Origin of the sequence: Micromonospora sp. NPDC048894 (genome assembly GCF_040649765.1) — a bacterium.
Taxonomy (GTDB): domain Bacteria; phylum Actinomycetota; class Actinomycetes; order Mycobacteriales; family Micromonosporaceae; genus Micromonospora; species Micromonospora antibiotica.
Window position 1 is genome coordinate 1 of sequence record NZ_JBEZFY010000005.1, and the last position, 19,629, is coordinate 19,629.

19 protein-coding genes and 2 tRNA genes are annotated in these 19,629 nt (G+C 72.5%); 6 read left to right on the forward strand and 15 right to left on the reverse strand.

The window, feature by feature from the left end; genetic code table 11:
- Window positions 1–691 precede the first annotated feature (691 nt).
- On the forward strand, window positions 692–916 hold the full coding sequence (locus AB0C22_RS12110; protein WP_208570477.1) for a hypothetical protein: 225 nt from the start codon (window positions 692–694) through the stop codon (window positions 914–916).
- Between the two features lie 174 nt (window positions 917–1,090).
- Here AB0C22_RS12110 and AB0C22_RS12115 read toward each other — a convergent pair whose 3' ends face one another.
- From AB0C22_RS12115 to AB0C22_RS12140, 6 genes are all read right to left on the reverse strand, one after another.
- A complete protein-coding gene (locus AB0C22_RS12115; protein ID WP_208570476.1) occupies window positions 1,091–1,888 on the reverse strand; it encodes a carbon-nitrogen hydrolase family protein in 798 nt (265 codons plus the stop codon).
- Between the two features lie 436 nt (window positions 1,889–2,324).
- Window positions 2,325–3,620 (reverse strand): ATP-dependent Clp protease ATP-binding subunit ClpX, encoded by a 1,296-nt coding sequence (gene clpX / locus AB0C22_RS12120; protein ID WP_067310644.1) that lies wholly within the window; start codon window positions 3,618–3,620, stop codon window positions 2,325–2,327.
- Between the two features lie 214 nt (window positions 3,621–3,834).
- Entirely contained in the window at window positions 3,835–4,497 is a 663-nt protein-coding gene (locus tag AB0C22_RS12125; RefSeq protein ID WP_091250718.1) for an ATP-dependent Clp protease proteolytic subunit, read from the reverse strand.
- 10 nt (window positions 4,498–4,507) lie between these two features.
- Window positions 4,508–5,149, reverse strand: coding sequence for an ATP-dependent Clp protease proteolytic subunit (locus AB0C22_RS12130; protein WP_067310650.1), 642 nt, complete (start codon window positions 5,147–5,149; stop codon window positions 4,508–4,510).
- A 171-nt stretch (window positions 5,150–5,320) separates the two neighbouring features.
- Window positions 5,321–6,673, reverse strand: coding sequence for a trigger factor (gene tig, locus AB0C22_RS12135; protein ID WP_208570475.1), 1,353 nt, complete (start codon window positions 6,671–6,673; stop codon window positions 5,321–5,323).
- 148 nt (window positions 6,674–6,821) lie between these two features.
- Window positions 6,822–6,895: transfer RNA gene (locus tag AB0C22_RS12140), tRNA-Pro, on the reverse strand.
- 255 nt (window positions 6,896–7,150) lie between these two features.
- Between AB0C22_RS12140 and AB0C22_RS12145 the strand changes: the two genes are divergently transcribed.
- A tRNA-Gly gene (locus AB0C22_RS12145) sits at window positions 7,151–7,224 on the forward strand.
- Between the two features lie 273 nt (window positions 7,225–7,497).
- Here AB0C22_RS12145 and AB0C22_RS12150 read toward each other — a convergent pair.
- Window positions 7,498–7,695 (reverse strand): hypothetical protein, encoded by a 198-nt coding sequence (locus AB0C22_RS12150; protein ID WP_219464330.1) that lies wholly within the window; start codon window positions 7,693–7,695, stop codon window positions 7,498–7,500.
- Between the two features lie 223 nt (window positions 7,696–7,918).
- Here AB0C22_RS12150 and AB0C22_RS12155 point away from each other — a divergent pair, with 223 nt between their 5' ends.
- Window positions 7,919–8,401, forward strand: coding sequence for a hypothetical protein (locus AB0C22_RS12155; RefSeq protein ID WP_219464332.1), 483 nt, complete (start codon window positions 7,919–7,921; stop codon window positions 8,399–8,401).
- An 87-nt stretch (window positions 8,402–8,488) separates the two neighbouring features.
- Here the strand turns inward: AB0C22_RS12155 and AB0C22_RS12160 are convergent, their stop codons facing one another.
- From AB0C22_RS12160 to AB0C22_RS12170, 3 genes are read right to left on the reverse strand one after another with little or no spacing between them, the layout of a single operon-like run.
- Entirely contained in the window at window positions 8,489–9,172 is a 684-nt protein-coding gene (locus AB0C22_RS12160; protein WP_219464333.1) for an SMI1/KNR4 family protein, read from the reverse strand.
- Between the two features lie 26 nt (window positions 9,173–9,198).
- The gene (locus AB0C22_RS12165) at window positions 9,199–9,972 is read right to left on the reverse strand and encodes a hypothetical protein (protein ID WP_357534895.1); all 774 of its coding nucleotides are present in this window, start codon (window positions 9,970–9,972) and stop codon (window positions 9,199–9,201) included.
- A complete protein-coding gene (locus AB0C22_RS12170) occupies window positions 9,969–10,466 on the reverse strand; it encodes a SigE family RNA polymerase sigma factor (RefSeq protein WP_219464336.1) in 498 nt (165 codons plus the stop codon). Before AB0C22_RS12170 ends, AB0C22_RS12165 begins: the two co-directional genes overlap by 4 nt.
- A 140-nt stretch (window positions 10,467–10,606) precedes the next feature.
- Between AB0C22_RS12170 and AB0C22_RS12175 the strand changes: the two genes are divergently transcribed.
- Together AB0C22_RS12175 and AB0C22_RS12180 are read left to right on the forward strand one after the other, a co-directional pair.
- Window positions 10,607–11,494 (forward strand): DUF3152 domain-containing protein, encoded by an 888-nt coding sequence (locus AB0C22_RS12175; protein WP_255597704.1) that lies wholly within the window; start codon window positions 10,607–10,609, stop codon window positions 11,492–11,494.
- 120 nt (window positions 11,495–11,614) lie between these two features.
- Window positions 11,615–14,590, forward strand: a complete 2,976-nt coding sequence (locus AB0C22_RS12180; RefSeq protein ID WP_357534897.1) for an Hsp70 family protein — start codon at window positions 11,615–11,617, stop codon at window positions 14,588–14,590.
- Window positions 14,591–14,778: 188 nt separating this feature from the next.
- On the opposite strand, the gene AB0C22_RS12185 is transcribed toward AB0C22_RS12180, so the two are convergent.
- Both AB0C22_RS12185 and AB0C22_RS12190 read right to left on the reverse strand, forming a co-directional pair.
- Complete coding sequence (locus tag AB0C22_RS12185; protein ID WP_219464337.1) at window positions 14,779–15,576, reverse strand: serine protease; 798 nt, start codon at window positions 15,574–15,576, stop codon at window positions 14,779–14,781.
- Between the two features lie 346 nt (window positions 15,577–15,922).
- The gene (locus tag AB0C22_RS12190) at window positions 15,923–16,462 is read right to left on the reverse strand and encodes a hypothetical protein (protein WP_219464338.1); all 540 of its coding nucleotides are present in this window, start codon (window positions 16,460–16,462) and stop codon (window positions 15,923–15,925) included.
- A 121-nt stretch (window positions 16,463–16,583) separates the two neighbouring features.
- Here AB0C22_RS12190 and AB0C22_RS12195 point away from each other — a divergent pair, with 121 nt between their 5' ends.
- A complete protein-coding gene (locus tag AB0C22_RS12195; RefSeq protein ID WP_208570465.1) occupies window positions 16,584–16,916 on the forward strand; it encodes a hypothetical protein in 333 nt (110 codons plus the stop codon).
- 65 nt (window positions 16,917–16,981) lie between these two features.
- Here AB0C22_RS12195 and AB0C22_RS12200 read toward each other — a convergent pair whose 3' ends face one another.
- The 3 genes from AB0C22_RS12200 to AB0C22_RS12210 form a co-directional block, all read right to left on the reverse strand.
- Window positions 16,982–17,467: a ribose-5-phosphate isomerase gene (locus AB0C22_RS12200; RefSeq protein ID WP_208570464.1), complete on the reverse strand. Its 486-nt coding sequence runs from the start codon at window positions 17,465–17,467 to the stop codon at window positions 16,982–16,984.
- A gap of 134 nt (window positions 17,468–17,601) precedes the next feature.
- On the reverse strand, window positions 17,602–18,804 hold the full coding sequence (locus AB0C22_RS12205) for a DUF1015 family protein (RefSeq protein ID WP_357015113.1): 1,203 nt from the start codon (window positions 18,802–18,804) through the stop codon (window positions 17,602–17,604).
- 122 nt (window positions 18,805–18,926) lie between these two features.
- Window positions 18,927–19,550, reverse strand: a complete 624-nt coding sequence (locus tag AB0C22_RS12210; protein WP_357534900.1) for a DsbA family protein — start codon at window positions 19,548–19,550, stop codon at window positions 18,927–18,929.
- Between the last annotated feature and the right edge of the window lie 79 nt (window positions 19,551–19,629).

The window sequence follows — 19,629 nt, forward strand, 5'->3', positions numbered from 1 at the left end:
CAAACCCGAAAGTCTGCCCAGCACGGGGTATAAATCATAATTGGCACTGGCTTATCAAGCACCCTGTTGAGTTCTCAAAGAACAACCACACACCATTCGGTCACCGCTTATCGCGGCGAACCGTCCGGGGCAACTCGCTTAACTTACTAGGGCTGAATTTCGCTGTCAAATTCGCTTCCGCGATCAGCCAGCTCGACTCAAACCATTTCCACGCCGACGCACGCCGTTTCCGGCGGTCGTTGCTGTCGTGGGAATCGGCAGACCGGCTGGCATCCGCTTTCGCGGCGCCCGCCCGGCTCCCTGCCGGCTTCAGCACTCTACCCGGTCAGCTTCGCGTTCGCAACCCCAACCTGCGGGGCCTCTCGCACTGCCCGATCCTCAGCATCGCTCGGCGTCTCCGCCACGATCCTGGTGCTTGCTTTCAGCCGGTTTGTCCGGCCTGCCGCGTGCAGAGAGAAAGTTACGCGGCTGTCCACCGGAAGGCAAATCAATGATCGTCACTTTCCGTGCTCGGCGGTCGTACCATCCGAGCGGCCGGCACCCGGTCGACCGGCTGACCCCCCTCCCGGCGGCAGCCGGCCCGCTGCGGGGCGGTACGACGTGCCGGGCGCGCTGGGATGCGCCGAGTTCGCTGCGGCACCGCGCACCGGAACCGACGACGGGATGGCCGATCCGTGCCAGAGTGGCTGCCATGGATGAGGCGTCCCGATCCCCCACGGTCACCCTCGCCGACGACGCGCTGCTCGGGCTCCTCCTGCCCTTCTGGCAGCTGGTGATCGCGGCGGTCGTTCTCGTCGTCGTCGTACTGTCGGTCGTTCGACTCGCCCAGCGGGGACCGTCCAGGATGGGAACGGCGTTGCTGGTGACGGCCGCCGCGATCATCGGCCTGGCCATCGCCGGGGTACTGCTGAGCTGACCCGACACGCACCCCGCCCCGGACCCGGCGGATCGTGAACCGGCAGCCGCACCGCAGCGAGGCACCGCCGGACCAACAGGGCCAGAACAGGCCGGTGCTCGGCGACCAGGTCGGTCGGCGACCGGTCCAGATGCCAGCAGGCGCAGGGCGGCATCGCCGGGGCGTCGAGGTCAGTCAGAGACGACGGTTCGCCAGGCTGGGCAGCTCGGCCCGGATCGTGCGCAGCCGATCGAGGTCCAGGTCGACGACGGTCAGGCCCGGCCCGTCCGGCACCTGGCCGAGGACCGTGCCCCACGGGTCGATCACCATGCTGCGCCCGAAACAGGTCCGACCCGGCTCGTGGTCGCCGGTCTGCCCGGCCGCGGCCACGAAACACTGGTTCTCGATCGCCCGGGCCCGCAGCAGGACCTCCCAGTGGTCCCGCCCGGTGTGCATCATGAACGCCGCCGGAACGACCAGCAGATGCGCGCCCCCCTCGACGGCGAGCCGCCGGTAGAGCTCCGGGAAACGCAGGTCATAACAGATGGACAGGCCCACCCGCAGCCCTTCCACGTCGACCACCACCGGCTCGTGTCCCGGCGCCACCGTGGCGGATTCCCGGTAGGACACCCGGCCGGGGATCTCCACGTCGTACAGATGGATCTTTCGGTAGCTGGCGGCCAGCCTGCCGGACCGGTCGAAGACCAGCGAGGTGTTCCAGGTGTGCGCCGGGTCCGGCCCGACCTCGTGGAAGGAACCGGCGACCAGCCAGATCCCCAGCCGGCCGGCTACCTCGGCGAAGAAGGTCCCCACCGCGCCGTCGGCCCCCTCCGCCGCCGGCATCCCGTCGGACCGGCCGAGATAGTCGACGTACTCGGGAAGGACCGCCAGGTCGGCACCGGCCGCCGCGGCCCTGACCAGCAGGGCCTCGGCGGCGGCCAGGTTGGCCGCCCGGTCGTCGCGGGCGTTGAGCTGGCAGACGGCGACGCGCATGATGCCAGGGTACGGGCGGACGGCGACCCGGGACAGCGGACAGCCTGCGGCGGACAGCGGACGCGCACGGCAGACCCGGACAGCGGGCCGGCGCTGCGACCCACCACACCGGCGAAGACCGCTCCCGGTCCCCCGTGAACGCCCACAGCACGGCGGTGGGCGGACGGCACACGCCGTGGCTCCCCCGGGCACCACGTGGGGCGTCCCCGGCCGGTGGTGACCGGCTACAGCCCGTCAGCGACGCCGCTCAGCAGTTCGGCGGCTGTTGCCCCGCCGTTGCCCGGCGGGGCAACAGCGGCGACATGCCCGTGCCGGCGACGACAGCCAGCAGGCCGGGGCAGGTGGCGAAAACCGGGGGCAGACCCGGACCCGTCACGCGCAGAAGCACGGCCCGGGACAGCGGCCGTGCTTCCGACGGTGTTCGGGGAGGGGTCGGTCAGGCCGACTTCTCCTCGCGGTCGCGGCGGGCCCGGCGGCCGGTGAACTCGCGCGGGACGATGGTCGGGTTGACGTTCTCCAGGACGGCCTCGCGGGTGATCAGCACCCGGGCGGCGTCGGGGTTGCTCGGCACCTCGTACATCACGGAGAGGAGGACCTCTTCCATGATGGCGCGCAGACCCCGGGCACCGGTGCCCCGGAGCATGGCCTGGTCGGCGATCGCCTCCAACGCCGGCGGCTCGAACTCCAGCTCGACGCCGTCCAGCTCGAAGAGCCGCTGGTATTGCCGCACGAGGGCGTTACGCGGCTCGGTGAGGATGCGCACCAGGGCGGAGCGGTCCAGGCTGCGGACGTTGGTGATCACCGGCAGTCGGCCGATGAACTCGGGGATCAGCCCGAACTTGAGCATGTCCTCCGGCATCACCTGGCTGAAGATGTCGTCGGTGGAGCGCTCCGAGACCGACCGGAGCCGAGCGCCGAAGCCGGTGCCGCCGGAACCGGTGCGGGACTCGATGATCTGGTCGAGGCCGGCGAAGGCACCACCGCAGATGAACAACACGTTGGTGGTGTCGATCTGGATGAACTCCTGGTGGGGGTGCTTGCGTCCGCCCTGCGGCGGCACGTTGGACACCGTGCCCTCAAGCATCTTGAGCAGCGCCTGCTGCACCCCTTCGCCGGAGACGTCCCGGGTGATCGACGGGTTCTCCGACTTACGGGCGATCTTGTCGACCTCGTCGATGTAGATGATGCCGGTCTCGGCGCGCTTGATGTCGTAGTCGGCGGCCTGGATCAGCTTGAGCAGGATGTTCTCCACGTCCTCGCCGACGTAGCCCGCCTCGGTCAGCGCCGTGGCGTCCGCGATCGCGAAGGGGACGTTCAGCATCCGGGCCAGGGTCTGCGCGAGGTGTGTCTTACCGCAGCCGGTGGGGCCGAGCAGCAGGATGTTGGACTTGGCCAGCTCGACCGCGTCGTTGCCGGAGCCCGGCGCGTTGGCCGCCTCGGCCTGGATCCGCTTGTAGTGGTTGTAGACCGCGACCGCGAGCGCCTTCTTGGCCTGGTCCTGGCCGACGACGTAGTTGTCGAGGAACTGGCAGATCTCCATCGGCTTGGGAAGCTCTTCCCACTTCACCTCGCCGGACTCGGCCAGCTCCTCTTCGATGATCTCGTTGCAGAGGTCGATGCACTCGTCGCAGATGTAGACACCTGGCCCCGCGATGAGCTTCTTGACCTGCTTCTGCGACTTGCCGCAGAACGAGCACTTCAGTAGGTCGCCGCCGTCACCGATCCGTGCCACCTACGTTCTCCCTGCACTCGTCGACCGGAACCCGGCCCTGAACCGCGGGCGCCGGGGCACCCGTCCGTGGTGAAATCCGTTCCGCCGGTCCGACCCGGCCACGCCGTACGGACCCGACGTTACCCGCTGGCGGGGGTTTCTCCGACCCCCAAAACGGGTGTGTCAGAGGCCGGTCGGGAACTCCTCGCCCCGACCGACCTCCGATCGGCAGTGCTCAGCGGGCCGCGTTGGAGGCCAGCAGACCCTTCTTGCGGCTGGTCAGGATCGTGTCGACCAGCCCGTACTCCTTGGACTCCTCGGCCGTCATGATCTTGTCACGGTCGATGTCCTTGCGAACCTGCTCGATCGGCCGGTTGCAGTGCCGGGAGAGCATGTCCTCCAGCTGGGTACGCATCCGCAGGATCTCCCGGGCCTGGATCTCGATGTCCGAGCCCTGCCCGTAGCCGCCCTCGGTGGCCGGCTGGTGGATGATGATCCGCGAGTTGGGCAGCGCCATCCGCTTACCGGGGGTGCCCGCCGACAACAGCACCGCCGCCGCGCTGGCCGCCTGACCCAGGCAGACCGTGGAGATGTCCGGCCGGACGTACTGCATGGTGTCGTAGATCGCCGTCATGGCGGTGAACGAACCACCGGGCGAGTTGATGTACATGATGATGTCGCGGTCCGGGTCGGTGCCCTCGAGCGTCAGCAGCTGCGCCATCACGTCGTTGGCCGACGCGTCGTCGACCTGGACGCCGAGGAAGATGATCCGGTCCTCGAAGAGCTTGTTGTACGGGTTGGACTCCTTGACCCCGTACGAGGTGCGCTCGACGAACGACGGCAGGACGTAACGGTTGTGCACGGCCGCGAACTGGGGCGGCAGGCTCAGATCGGTCATCGTCAGCTCCTCAGCTCAGGGTCCCGGCGCCATCCGGAACCTGCGTGGCCCCGATGATCACCTTGTCGATGAAGCCGTAGTCCATGGCCTCCTGGGCGGTGAACCAGCGGTCCCGGTCCGAGTCGGCCTCGATCTGCGCCTGGCTCTGGCCGGTGTGGTGCGCGACCCGCTCCTGGAACATCCGCTTGGTGTAGAGCATCTGCTCGGCCTGGATCGCGATGTCCGACGCGGTGCCGCCGAGGCCACCGGACGGCTGGTGCATCATGATCCGCGCGTGCGGCAGGGCGTACCGCTTGCCCTTGGTGCCCGCGCAGAGCAGCAGCTGACCCATCGAGGCGGCCATACCCATCGCCACGGTCGACACGTCGTTGTCGATGTACTGCATGGTGTCGTAGATCGCCATGCCGGAGTAGACCGAGCCACCCGGCGAGTTGATCCAGAGGAAGATGTCGCGGTCCGGGTCCTCCGCCGCGAGCAGCAGCAGCTGGGCGCAGATGCGGTTGGCGACCTGGTCGTTCACCTCACTGCCGAGGAAGATGATGCGCTCCTTGAGCAACCGGTTGTAGACCGAGTCGTCGAGGTTGCCAATGGTGTCGCCACCTCGGGCTTCGATCGCCCGGAGCGGCTTCGCTGGGATGTGCATGTCGGTCATGGCAGCCCTTCGCTCTCCGTACCGTCGTACCCGACATTAACCGCTCCACCGGGTGATCGACTCCCGGTCGCGGCACTGTTCGCTCTCAGCGCAGCTGGCTCGGGACGTACCCGCAGAAGTGGTTCGGCCGCCGTTCGCCGCAACGGGCGGACGGCGGCCGACCGGGTCGGATCAGTGCTCGTGGTCGTGGTCGTGCGCCTGCTCGCTCTCGGCCCGCAGCGCATCGAGGGTGACCTCGTTGCCGGCGGTGTCCTTGATCTTGATCTTCTCCATCACGGAGGCGAGCGCCTTGCCGCGCCGCACGTCACCGAAGACGGCGGCGGCAGCGCCGGAGCGGACCAGCTGGTCGTAGTACTGCTGCGGGGCCATCCCGGCGCGCTGCGCCCGGTGGACGATCTCGTGGCCGAACTCGTCGTCGGAGACCTGGGTGTCCTCGGCGTCGGCCAGGGTGTCCAGCAGCAGCTGGATCTTGACACCCTCGGTCGCCGCCTCGGCCAGCTCGGCGTCGATCTGCTCCTCGGTCTTCTCCTCGGCGGCGAGGTACTCCTCCATCGAGGCGCCGATCCGCTCCAGCTGGTCGACCATCGCCTGCTTGCGGCTCTCGACCTCCTCGCGGACGATGCCCTCCGGCGCCGGCACCTCGGCGGCGGCGACCAGCTGCTCCAGGGCCTTGTCCCGGGCGGCGTAGATCTGCTCGACCCGCTTGCCCCGGCTGACCTTCTCCCGCAGGTCGGCACGCAGCTCGTCGATGGTGTCGAACTCGCTGGCCATCTGGGCGAAGTCGTCGTCCAGCTCCGGCAGCTCCTTCTCCTTGACCGTACGGACGGTCACCGCCACCTCGGCGTCGCGGCCGGCGAAGTCGCCGCCCACCAGCTGGGTGGTGAAGGTGGTGTCGTCGCCGGCGGCGAGACCGACCAGGGCCTCGTCCAGCCCCGGCAGGAGCTGCTTGCTGCCGACCTCGTGCGAGATGTTGCTCGCCGAACCGCCGGGCACGTCCTCGCCGTCGACCGTCGCGTTCAGGTCGATCTGCACGTAGTCGCCCTCGGCGGCGGCCCGCTCGACGGTCTTGAGCGTGGCGAACCGCTCGCGCAGGTTCTTGACCTGCTCGTCGATCTCGCTCTCGTCGATCTGCAGCTCGTCGACGGTCACCTCGACGGTGGCCGGGTCCGGCAGGGTCAACTCGGGCCGCACGTCGACCTCGGCGGTGAAGTTGAGCGAATCGCCGTCGTTGAACTCGGTGATCTCCACCTCGGGACGACCGAGCGTCTTGAGGTCGTGCTCGCGGACCGCGGCGAGGATGTTCTGCGGGATGGCCTCCTGCACCGCCTCGTTGAGCACGGTGCCCCGGCCCACCCGCTGGTCGATCACGGCGGCGGGGATCTTGCCCCGACGGAAGCCGGGAACCTGGACCTGCTGGCCGATCTCCCGGTACGCCTTCTTGAGGCTCGGCTCGAGCTCGACGAACGGCACCTCGATGGCGAGCCGCACGCGCGTCGGGCTCAGAGTCTCGACGGTGCTCTTCACAGGCGTACTCCTTGACGGATCTCAGTGGTGGGTCTGGGCGTGATTGCGCGCATCGAGTGTAGGCGAGCCGGGACGCTGCTCCGGCAGCGCCCGGCATACCGCACGGAATCGGCGTCGCCCCCGGGAGGTGCCCCGGATGCGCACGCAGTCGGGGTGGCGGGATTTGAACCCACGGCCCCTCGCTCCCAAAGCGAGTGCGCTACCAAGCTGCGCCACACCCCGTGGCAAAAGAAGTGTAAGCCGTCCCGCCCCGCCGGGAATGCCGGGGCGTCCCCACCACCCCCTCCCCCACCCCACCTCCGGCGCACCCCCCGAAAGGCCACCCGCCCCGGTGATCAAGAGGTTTGCGCCAAGTTGATCGCCGCAGGTGACGCAAACCTCTTGATCACCGGGGTCGAGGCGGGGAGGGAATGCCGGTGCGCGGGGGGTGGAGGGAGCGGGTAAGGTGTGGGCGCGTCCTGGTGTACGGGGCGCGATGCGGGCGTAGCTCAATGGTAGAGCTTCAGTCTTCCAAACTGACGGTGCGGGTTCGATTCCCGTCGCCCGCTCCACCCAAAGGACCAGGTGAACCGCCTGATCGCGGCACCTGGGTCGGCTACTTCTCCCTAGTAGGTGACTAGCATCGGCTCCCGGGGTCACGAGCCAGTTCGGGCGGGGTCGCCGGGATTGCGGCCGAGACCTCGGTGATCAGGTCGCGGACCTCGTCACCCCGACCGGTCACCTCACGCTACGACTCATCCGCCTGCGGCTCCGTCGTACCGCCATCAAGGTGCCGCGCCAGCGCGGCGCAGGTCCGCCACGCTCGGTGGATCCGGGTTCGACAGTCAGTCGTCCGCGCCGCCATCGTCTTCGTCGCGCAGCAGGCGATCGAGGTCTTCCGGTTTCATCCGCTTGATCTCAGCTTCGAACTTGTGGCTGTAATTGCGGTCATTGGGATCGCTGCAGTTGCTGGCCGCCACCCGGCCGTACGCCCTCATGAACGATCCGAGTTCGCGTCGAATCCGATCCTGTCGATGCCCCATCCGCCTCACGGTACGAGGCCGGGCGCGTCCCCTCACAGCGATTTACCCGCTGACGACCCGGCGCGTCATCCGAGCCGGTCGATCGCGTCCAGCTTCTCACCGACGGCGGTCCTCGCAGGTGACGCCGTCCGGCCCGCCGCACTCTCCGGCCCGCCGCACCCTCCGGTCGGCGCGGTGCGGTGCGGTGAACGTGGACACGTCGACGATGGAGTAGAACAGCGCCGTGGACCTCGAGACCCTCGGCCGTGCCCTCGACGACGTGTTCGACCACGCGCTGGTCTACCACGGGTTCACCGACTACATGCGGGACTACGAGGCCATCGTCCACGTGACCGCGGATCCCCGCACCGAGATCGCGCCGACCTACCTGCGCTACCTGTTCCGGTACTGCGTCGAGGCGCACTGCCGGACCTCGGTCCCGCCGGTCACCTGGCGGGCGTCCCTGGACGATCGCCTGATCGACCACGAGACAGGCGTCGACCTGGACGGGTACGTGTGGGGGGTGAAGTGGCACGCGCTCTATCCGGGGGCCCGGGTCCAGGCGGAGTCGGCCACCGCGCGGAGCTGGGCCGAGGCGACCGGGCTCGACTTCCACGAGGTGCTGATTGAGACCAACGCCCACGTGCTCACCCTGGTCTTCTCCGACCTGCAGGTCAGCGAGGTGCCACCGGGGTACCGCCCGTTCACGGTCGACCGGGACGGCTAGGTTGGACCGCCGTGCGGGTGCCGGTCGGCAGCGCGCCCGCCACCGTGGGCCGGCGTACCGGCGCGCAGCCGGGCCGGCCCGGGGCGGCTACGCCGGGGCGGACCCGGTTGCGACCTGGGCCTCGGCTGCCGCCAGCCAGCGCCGGTACCAGCGGGCGAAGCCGAGCGGCGTGCCGTCGTCGTCGTGCAGGGGCCGGAAACCACCACCCTCGGCGATGTCGTCCGCCCACATCCGACCCCGTGCGGGGCCGCTGACCACGAGCGCCTCCCGCAGCGCGCAGCCGAGATGGCACAGGTACAGCAGGCCCATCGAGTGCTCGGGCGTGAAGACGAGCCTCTCGTACTGCTCCTCGTAGGCGTCCTGCGCGGCGGTGAACGCCTCCTGCGAGTCGTAGTCGTCCTCGTCCGGGTGGGCGGGCAGGCCGTCGGCCGGGTTGAACGCCGCGACGTGGGCGAAGGGACGCCCGAGCGCCTCCGGGGTGGTGAGGTCGGCGCCGTCGCCCTCCCACTGCCACCGGCCGTCGAGCCGTCGCATCGGGAAGAGTCCGTAGGCCGGCCCGGCTCCACCCCGTCCCGCCTCCAGCAGGAACGACCGGTACTCGGCGGGCAGCTCGACCTGGAACTGCGCCTCGGCCTGCGCCAGCTCCTCGGTGGTCAACGGCAGTTCGAGCTGCCACCCGTGGTCGGCGGCACCGAACACCGCGCCGGCACCGGGGGCTGCGGCCAGCAGCGCGAGTCGTCCACGGACGTCTGACCAGTCGGGGCGCGTCACGCCGGGGACGATACAAGCCGACGGGGTCAGAGCCGCCGGCCGGCCGCGTCGCGGGCGACGATGCCGTCGAGACGTACGCCGGGCGTCAGATCGGCCGGGTCGAACCAGAAGATCACCAGGTCCGGGTCCGTGCTCCAGCGGACCAGCCGGGCGTCGACCTGCCGCCCGGCGGCGGTGCCGACGATCCGGGTTGCCGGCCCGACGAAGTAGCCGAAGGTGGGCACCACCGGGCGGACATCCGAGGGGGTCGCGTCGTCGTAGCCGATCTCGTGGAAGCCCGGCCTCCGGTCGCTGCCCCGCACGTCGTTGACGACGATGTCGTCGATCAGCTCGCCGGCCGAAGTGCGGCGACCGGCCATCAACCCGATCGTCACCCCGGGTGCCTCCGGCAGGTCGACCGCGACGACATAGAGCACCCGCTCGCCGGAGCCGTACCGGATGCCGGTGTCCACCACGTCGCCGACGGGCTGCCGGCGTTGCTCCCCCCGGGTCGGGCCCGGGTAGGGCGGCGACGTGACCGGGGGTCCCACGGTGGGGGCGGAGAGGGTGGGGGCAGGGAGGGTGGGGGCGGTCGCGGCGGCGGGTGGGCGGTCCGGTGCCGGCGGCCGGGTCCACCGCACGCCGAGCCCCACACCGCCGGCCACCAGCACGGTGACCAGCGCCGTCGCGCCTGCCCCGGCGAGCCGGCGGCGGCGACGCAACCGCCGGCCGTCGCGCATGATCACGGTCAGGTCGAGGTCCTCGGGGTACGGCCGTTCGGTCGCCCGCATCGCCCGGCGCAACTGCTCAGGCTCGGTCATCGGCCGGTCCCCTGGGTCGCCGGGGTCCCGGTGGCGCGCAGCTTCTGCAACGCCCGGGAACCGGTGCTCTTCACCGTGCCGAGCGATACGCCCAGTTCGCGGGCCACCTGTGCCTCCGGTAGGTCGAAGTAGTAGCGGAGCACGACGATGGCCCGCTCGCGAGGGCTGAGCGCGCCGAGGATGTCGAGCAGCCAACGGCGGGTGGCCACGTCGTCGGCGACGTCGCCGCGCCGCTGCTCGGGCAGGTCGTCGGTGGGGTACTCCCGGATCGGCCGCCGCCACCCGTCGACGAGGTGGTTGACCAGCACCGTGCGGGCGTACCCGTAGGCGTCCTCCTCGCGGATCCGGGACCAGGACGCGTACGTGCGGACCAGGGCGGTCTGCGCGGCGTCCTCGGCCTGGTGGTGGTTGCCGGTCATCAGGAACGCGGCGTGTCTGAGCCGCCCGGAGGCGGACCGGGCGAACTCGACGAACTCGGCGTCACCCCGGGCCATGCCCGCTCTTCCCATCTGCCACGCCGGACAGGACGGGCGGGGGCACCGAAAGGTTGAGTCCCGTCGGGATCAACTGTTCCGGCGGACCGCCCGTCCTTCCCGCTGCCCGACGCTGCCCGGCGGTGGGCGGAGGAGGCAGCATGGCGACGAAGGTTAGCCCCCGCACCGGCACCGGCCCACGCGGACGGTCGGTGACGGCGCTGCTGATGGCGGCCTGGCTGACCGGCTGCGGGATGCCGGCGGCAGAGCGTCCCCCGGCGGGGCCGGCGTCCCCGGCCGTCCCCGCCGGGATGTCCGACCGGCCCGGTGACTCCGGCCGGGCGGGCGGGCCGATCGGGCCGGGTGACTCCGGCCCGGCGGGTGGGACGGACAGACCTGGCGGGGCGGGCGGACCTGGCGGAGCGGCACCCGCACCGGTCAGTTATCCGGCGGACGGGACCAACCGCTGGCAGGTGGCGGCCGGTGAGCCGGCGGCCCCGGCGGGAACCGGGCGGCTGCTGCGGTACCGGGTCGCCGTGGAAGGCGACATCCGAGGGCTGCCGGTGGCGCAGTTCGCGGCCGAGGTCGGCGCGACGTTGACCGCCCCGCAGGGGTGGACCACGGGCGGGACGCTGCGGCTGTGGCGGGTCGGCCCCGGCGGCCCGGCCGACTTCACCGTCCACCTGGCCACCCCGGGCACCCGCGACGAGCTGTGCGGGGACGCGGCGGACGGCTACACCTCGTGCCGCAACGGCAACCGGGTGGTGATCAACGTGGCCCGCTGGATGAAGGGGGTGCCGGGCTACGGCGCGAGCCTGGCCGTCTACCGGCGGTACATGGTCAACCACGAGGTCGGGCACCGGCTGGGCCACGGCCACGAGCGGTGCCCGGGGCGGGGCCGACCTGCGCCGGTGATGCAGCAGCAGACGCTGGGCCTGCACGGGTGCACCGCGAACGCCACGCCGTACCGCGACGGGGTGCGCTACTCGGGGCCGGCCGGCTCCTACGCCGACGCGATCCCGCCCCGCGAACCCGGCCGTCGGGGCTGAGCGGACCCGGTGGTCCGGCCCCGGGGTCACGACGGCAGTGAGCACGGCCGACGGCGGGGCGGCACGGGCTGCGTACCATGCGGGACCGGGCATCCCCTCGCCCGGTGGAGGTAGCGACGGATGGCAGGCCAGCAGGACGGATACGCCCTCGGGATCGACCTGGGCACCTCCAACACGGTGGCCGTGTTGCGCTGGCCGGACGGGCGGACCCGACCGCTGCTCGTCGACGGTCACCCGATCCTCCCCTCCGGGGTGTACGCCGACACCGACGGCCGGCTGCACGTCGGCCGGGACGCCCAACGGCTGGCCCAGGCGGACCCGACGCGCTACGAGCCGAACCCGAAGCGTCGGGTGGACGACCCGACGGTCCTCCTCGGCGACCGGTCGTACGCCCCGGCGGAGCTGCTCGCCGCGACCCTGTGGGCGGTCGCCGAGCAGGCGGTGGCGACGGTGGGGTTCCTGCCGCCGGCGGTACTCACCTACCCCGCCGCCTGGGAGGCCCCCCGACGGCAGGTGCTGCACGACGCGCTGGCCCTGGCCGGTTGGCCGTCGGCCGCCGAGCACACCATGTCCGGTCCGGTGCCGGTCGGCACCCGGCTGCTGCGGGAACCGGTCGCGGCGGCCCGCTACTACACCGAGGTGCTGCGCCGACCGGTGCCGGTGGGCGAGGCGGTCGCCGTGTTCGACTTCGGCGGCGGCACGCTGGACGTGGCGGTGGTCCGCAACGAGGGCGCCGACCCCTGGGGCGACTCGGGTTTCACGGTGATCGCCACCGGCGGGATGGCCGACCTCGGCGGACTGGACCTGGACGCGGCCCTGCTCGGACGGCTCGGTGAGCGGCTCGGCGACGCGCAGGCGGCGCTGTGGGCCCGGCTGACCCGGCCGGAGACGACCGGGCAGTGGCGGGACCGGCAGCAGCTCTGGGACAACGTCCGGGGGGCGAAGGAGATGCTGTCCCGGGTCGCGGTGGCACCGGTCGCGGTGCCCGGCCTGGAAACCGCCGTCCCGCTCACCCGGGCGGAGCTGGAGCAACTCGCCACTCCCCTGCTGATCCGGGCGGTCGCCCGGACCCGGGAGGTGGTCGCCGAGGCGGGCCTCACCCCGGACCGGCTCGCCGGGTTGTTCCTCGTCGGCGGCTCGTCCCGGGTGCCGCTGGTGGCCCGGCTGCTGCACGGCGAGCTGGGGGTCGCGCCGACCGTGCTGGAGCAGCCCGAGCTGCCGGTGGCCGAGGGGGCGCTCACCGACCTGCCGCTGCCCCGGCCGGGCCGACGTCCCGGGCCGGCCGGCGCAGCCGGGCCCGCCCCGGCACCGCCATCGCCCGCCCCGGTGCAGGCCCCGCCCGCCCCGCCCGCTGCGACGCACGACGCCGCGCCGTGGGCACCCGACGCCGTGTCCGCCCCGGTCGGGTCGGATGACGGCCAACCTGCCGGCACGGCCGCCAACCTGCCGGCAGGCGTAGCGGCGGCCGGCGGCACGAGCCACACCCTCCTGCCAGGGCCAGGCCCCACCCTGCCGGCGGGACCCGGCGCGACGCTGGTGGCCGGGGCGGGTACCCCGCTCGGTGGGACACCGGTGGCCGGATCAGGCGGAACGCCGGTGCCGACCCTGGGCGGGATGCCGCCGCACGGGACCGTACCGGGCAGCGCGCCCGCCCAGGCCGGGTATCCGGCGGGCTGGCCGGGCGTACCACCGGGGGCGGTGCCACCACCGGGGACCGGTGCCGGCCCCCCGACGCCGGTGCGGCGCGGGCGTCGCCGGCTGTGGATCGGGCTCGGTGCGGGCCTGGCGCTGCTCGGCGTGCTCGGCGCGGCGGCGCTCTGGTTCACCCGGGACCGCTATCCGGCGCTGGAGTTCCACACCCTCACCCAGGTGGCCCGGCCCGCTGCCGACGGGGACCGGCCGACGGCGATGTTCACCACCGTCCTCGACGACCGCGCCTACCTGGCCTACCAGCTGTCCGACGACCGGCTGACGGTGGTGGCGGTCGACGCCGGCACCGGCAAGCAGGCGTGGCGGAGCACGATCTCGGCGGGCAGCCAGCGGTGGGCCGGTCTGCGGGCGGTGCCGGGCGCGGTGCTGGCCGTCGCCGACGCGGCCGGCGACAGCACCCCCCGCGACGTGGTGGTGCTCGACGCCGGCGACGGCGGGGAACGGTGGCGGCTGCCCGTACACGGGGACGACGCGGTGCACGTCACCCGGGAGACCCTGGTGTGGGTGGACCGCGCCGGCAGCCGCCTGGTCGGGCTGCGGCTGCGCGACGGACGGCAGGGCTGGGCACAGGACAACCCGCGCAGCGAGTACGGCGACACCCGCAGCACGGTGCTGCCGGTCGGCACCGAGCAGGCCGAGGTCGGCCCCGCCGGGTTCGACGGCGTCTCCCGCGCCCCCTGGCTCGGTGACACCGACCGGCTGGTGCAGGTGGGTGCCGACCGCTCGGTCCGGGTGCTCGACATGGACAGTGGCGAGGTGCTGCGTCGCCGCGACGGGGTGGCCGACGTCAGCGACCGGATGGTCGCGTACGGCGACCGGTTCTACGTCGTGGAGGAGGACCAGGGATACAAGCTGCTCGGCTACGATCTGGGCAGCTTCGCCGAGCCGACGGTGCTCTACAGCGCGGGTCAGCAGCGGCGGGTCACCGGGCTGGTGGCCTGCGGCGAGCACCGGGCCTGCCTGTTGGAGGTGCCCGAGGGTGACGCCGAGCGGACCGAGGTGGTCGCCGCCACCGAGGGCAAGGGCAGCCGGCGCTGGGCGACGCCGGGCGGCGCGGACCTGGTGCCGGTGGGTGGGCACCTGCTCGTCCGGCGGCAGTCGCCGAAGACCACGGTGAGCCTGTACGACCCGGCCGGGAAGGCGGTGCTGACCGACCGCCAGGGCACGGCGGCCCGGGTCGACGCCGGCAACCTGCTGCTCTTCGCCGAGACGCCGAGCAGTGTCGAGGACGACCGCAGCCTCGCCGGGGTGTCCAAGGCCGGCGACCTGACCGAGATGGGGCAGCTTCAGGGCGTCCGCAGCGAGTCGTGTGCGTGGAACACCTCGGTGATCGTCTGCGGGGCGGAACGGGACTTCGTGCTGTACCGGTTCGCCGGGGACGGCTGAGCCGGCCACACCCCGGCACGGGGACGGCTGAGCCGGCAGCGCCGTCCGCACCGGGACGGCCGAGCCGGCAGCGCCCCCGCACGTGGGCCCCCGACGGGTCGGACGTGACCGCGCCACCGACGGCCCGGCAGGGCGGTCGGTGGCGCGGTGGTGCGTGGTGCGGGTGGTCCCGGTTGCGGGCCGGCGGGTCAGCCGCCGAGGCTGGCGGCTGCCGAGGCGATCGACGCGGCGAACGTGCTCACCTGGGTGTAGACGCCGGGGGCGTTGGGCCGGGCGCAGCCGTCGCCCCAGCTGACGATGCCCACCTGGATCCAGGCGTTCGCGGCGTCGCGGCGGAACATCGGGCCACCGGAGTCGCCCTGGCAGGTGTCGGTGCCGCCACTGGCGTAGCCGGCGCAGATCTCCTCGGCGGCGACCAGCTCACCGGGGTAGGAGGCGGAGCAGCTGGCGTCGCTGACGAAGGGCACCGTCGCCTTGAGCAGGTAACGCTGCTGCGCACCGCCCTCGCGGGCCGCACCCCAACCGGCGATGGTGAAGGTGCCGCTGTCGTACGCGGTGGTGGTGGCGATCGGCAGGGTGGCCTGTGAGGTGACCGGGGTGGCGAGCCGGATGAGCGCCCAGTCCTTACCGGTGCCGTTGTAGCCGGGGGCCCGGTATACGTAGTTCGACTTGACCTGGATCCGGCTGCTCGACTGGAGGTCGACCGCGCCGAGGGTCGCGGTGATGCTGGTGTTCGTTCCGGTGCGGTTCACGCAGTGGGCGGCGGTGAGCACCAGCCGGGGGCTGTAGAGCGCCCCGCCGCAGCCCATGGAGAGCCGGACCATGAACGGGAACTCGCCCTGCGCCGCCCGGGTGCCGCCGACGACGGACGGGGCCGCGTCGGGGGTCGGCGCGGCGGTGGCCGGGGCGGTCAGGACGAGCGATCCGGCGGTGACCGCCACCAGTGTGGCGGCCATCCGGCCGATGAGACTGCGCCAACGGTTCACTGGGCCTCCAACCCTCGGCGGCGCGCTTGGTGGGGCGCCGGTTCGATGGCGGGAGCCTAGGGCGATAAATTGACACAGCTCAACATCTCGATGAGGTCATACGATCGTGGTCCCGCCGCCGGGGGTCACCCGGCCGGACGGGGATGAAGCCGTCGCGGCGGGGTAAGACAGCCCCCGGCCTGGAGGAGTGTCGACCGGTGTCGCGGGGCGTCCCCGCGACCGGACGCGGGCGGACCGGGTCACACCCGGCCCGCCCGCGGTGCCGTCCGGGGCCGGCCCGGGTGGAAGGCGGTGCCGTCCGGCCCGGGTGGGTGGCGGTGCCGTCCGGCCCGGCCAGGCGGCCGACTCAGTTGCCGGTGAGGAAGTTCCAGGCGTCCATCACCCACTGGGTCTGCTGGAGGTAGGCGATGCCGACCCCGGCCAGGAACACCGCGGTCACCAGGTGCGCGCCGCGCGCGCTGCGGCGTACCCGGCCCAGTTGGCGTTCCAGGACCACCCGGCCGAGCAGCCGGGAGAGCGCGAACAGGCCGGCCGCCACCAGCAGGCTGAGCAGGAAGGTGAGCAGCGGGGTGCCCAGTTCGCCCCGACCGGAGATGGCCCAGATCCCCCAGCAGACGAACGCGAACAACGCGCCGGCCGCGCTCCACTCGCCGCCCCGGCGCAACTGCTCCACGTGCCAGCTCATCGGCCGGCGCGGCGTCGCCGGCTCGGACCAGCCGGACGTGTCGTGCTCGACCACCGGGAACGGCTCGGTACGCGGAGCCCGGGACTGCCCCACCGAGGCGACGCCCCGACGGAACGGCTCCCGCTGCGGCGGGACCCCGACACCGGGCTGGGGTGGCACCTCGACGGTCCGCTCCGCCCACGGCTGTGTCTGGTCTGCCATCTCGTTTCCTCCCCATGACCGGTGCCGGCCGTCGACCGGTCCACCACCTCCGAGGGTAGCGAGCGGACAAACTGCCTCGACCGGCCCGGCCCGGGGGCCTGTCGGACGGTACGGTCGGGAGATGGCGGATGCGGAGCGGCGGCGACGCCGGTTACGGCACCAGCCGGAGGCGACGGACGGTGGCGGTGAGCTTCCGACGGCGGCGACGGCGCCGGTGCACGACGGGACACCGGCCCCCCGGCCCCGGCGCGGTGGCCCGGGGGCGGAGGACAGCGAGCGAGGGCTGCGCGGGCTGGTCGGTTCCGGCTCGTCCCAGGTCGGGGTGGGTTCCGCGCTGCGGGCCCGGGACGCCGCCCGCCCCACCGAGCAGGATCTGGCCGAGGCCGAGGAACGACTGGTGATCATCCGACGGAACTGGGTGCCCCGGGAGGAGTTGCCCCGCTCGGGCCGGTGACCGGGCCGGCCGGTGACCGGGCCGGCGGCGGCCGGCCCGGTCGAGAGGTCAGGACGAGGCGGGGGTCAGGGCAGCTCGGCGGGGGCGGGCAGCTCGGGCAGCTCGTGGGTGCGCTCGTACTCGGCCACCTGGGCGATCCGCCGGGCGTGCCGCTCATTGCCCGAGAACGGGGTGGTGAGGAACGCCTCGACGATGGCGGCGGCCTCGTCCAGGGTGTGCTGGCGGGCGCCGACGGCCACCACGTTGGCGTCGTTGTGCTGCCGGCCGAGCTGGGCGGTCTCGACGCTCCAGGCCAGCGCCGCCCGGATGCCGGCGACCTTGTTGGCGGCGATCTGCTCGCCGTTGCCGGAGCCGCCGATGACCACACCCAGGCTGCCCGGGTCGGCCACCACCCGGTCGCCGGTGTGCAGGCAGAAGGTCGGGTAGTCGTCGTCGGGGTCGAAGGCGTGCGGGCCGACGTCGACCAGCTCGTAGCCCTGCTTGGCCAGATGATTGGCCAGGTGCACCTTCAACTCGAAACCGGCGTGATCGGATCCCAGGTAGACGCGCATACCGGGCAGTCTGTCAGGGCCGCGCCCCGGCCCGCCGTGGGGGCGGCGTGCCGGGGCGAATTCGTCACAACCGGGAGCGGGGGTACGCCGGGACGGCGACCACCGCCGGGGGCGCGATCAGCAGCGGGCCGGGATCAGCGGGGCAGCTCGGCGACGACCAGGCCGCCGCGTGCCTTCGGGGTGAACCAGGTGCTCTTGCGGGGCATCTTCTCCCGGGCCAGGTTCACCGCGACGAAGTCGTCCACGGTCACCGGGGCGATCAGGACGGCGAGCTCCGCCCGGCCGGCGTCGACCTCGCCGGTGAGCCAGCTCGCCGGGTAGTCGCCGCCGACGTAGGTGATCCGCTTGTCGCCCGGGTCGAGGCCGAGGGCGTCGCGCAGCAGCAGCCGCTCCACCAGGGCGTGGTCGAGGTTCTCCAGCCGGGCGGCGTCCGCGTCGTGCGGCAGGGTCACCGCGTACCCCTGGCCGGCGAGGCGGAGGTGCACGGTGCCGCCGGCCGCCGGGACCTCGACCGGGCCGTCGACCGGGGCGAGCTGCGCCCCGGCGGCGCGCAGCCGGTCGAGCAGCTCGTCGGGGGTGCAGGGCAGCTCGCTGACCAGCCGGTTGTAGGGCTGGATGGCGACCGACGCCGGGGTGGTGACCACCGCGAGGAAGCGCGGGAAGCCGCCGGTCTGCGCGGCCAGGCTGCGGTGGTTGCCGTCGGCGACCACCAGCTCGCCGCCGCCGGCCAGCGCGGTCAGCGCGTCCTGCTCCGGGCCGGGGCCGACCAGCCAGATGGCGTGCGTGCGGCCGGCCTGGTCGGTGTCGGTGGCGGCCGGCACCCCGGCCTGGTCGGTGGCCGCCGCGAGCGCGGCGTGCAGCTCGTCACCGCGCCCGGTCTGGAGAAGGAGTACGGGGGACAGCAGGTGCCCCAGCGCCTCGGCCAGGGCGACCCGCTCCCGCACCTTGGCGATGAACACGTCCTCGTTGCGGATCACCAGGCCGGGCTCGTCGGCGCTGGTGGAGATCTGGTCGGTGTCGACCATGGCGAACAGCCCGTACGCCGACTCCTCCCCCGGCGCGCTGATCCGGTAGAGGACCACCACCTGCTCGGCCGGGGTGTAGCTGCCGTCGTCCTTGGCCTCGGTGAGCCGGGACACCGCGTCGCCGAGCGCGTCGAGGAAGGACTTCCCCAGGCTTTCCGGCGCCCGGTGGGGCATCTCGATGCCGAGGGCACTGTGCGGGTTCGCCTCGATGATCGCGGTGATCTCCGCGTCGTCGGCGAACTCGTCGTAGTTCTGCGCGCCGGTGCCGCCAGTGGTGATCCAGGCCCGGGCGATCGGATGTACGACCGTCATGGGGGTTGACGCTACCGGCGACGACGGCCCAGGCGACGCCGACCCCGCGCCGGGTCCACCAGATGAACCGTCCCCCGGTCGGGGCCCGGCCCGACCGGACCGGGACCCGACCGGGGTGGGGATCAGTCGAAGATCGGGCCCAGCTCGCGGGACCGCTTCAGCTCGTAGAAGCCGGGGGTGCCGGCGACCAGCAGGACGCCGTCCCAGAGCCGACCGGCGGCCTCCCCCTTCGGCGACGGGGTGATGACCGGGCCGAAGAAGGCGACCTTCTCGCCGTCCGGGCCGGGGGCGTGCACCACGGGGGTGCCGACGTCGGTGCCGACCGGCCGCATCCCGGCCTCGTGGCTGGCCCGCAGCGCCTCGTCGTACTCGGTGGAGTCGGCGGCGTCGGCGAACGACGGGTCCAGCCCGACGTCGGCGAGCGCCGCGGTGATCATCTCCCGGCCGAGCGATTCCTTGCCGAGGTGGATCCGGGTGCCCATGGCGGTGTAGAGCTTCGCCAGCGTCGCGCCGCCGTGCGCCTGCTCCACGGCGATGCAGACCCGCACCGGCCCCCAACCCAGCTTCATCATCTCCTGGTACTGCTCGGGCAGTTCCCGGCCCTCGTTGAGCACGGACAGGCTCATCACGTGGTAGCTGATGTCCACCTCCCGGACCTGTTCGACCTCCAGGAGCCAACGGGAGGTGATCCAGGCCCACGGGCACAGCGGGTCGAACCACATGTCGACGGCGACACGTTCGGTCACGGTGGAGTCCCTTCGTGACATCAGGCACGTCGGCGGACCCGACGCGGCTGATTCGATCCTCACCCCGAACGGCATCGAT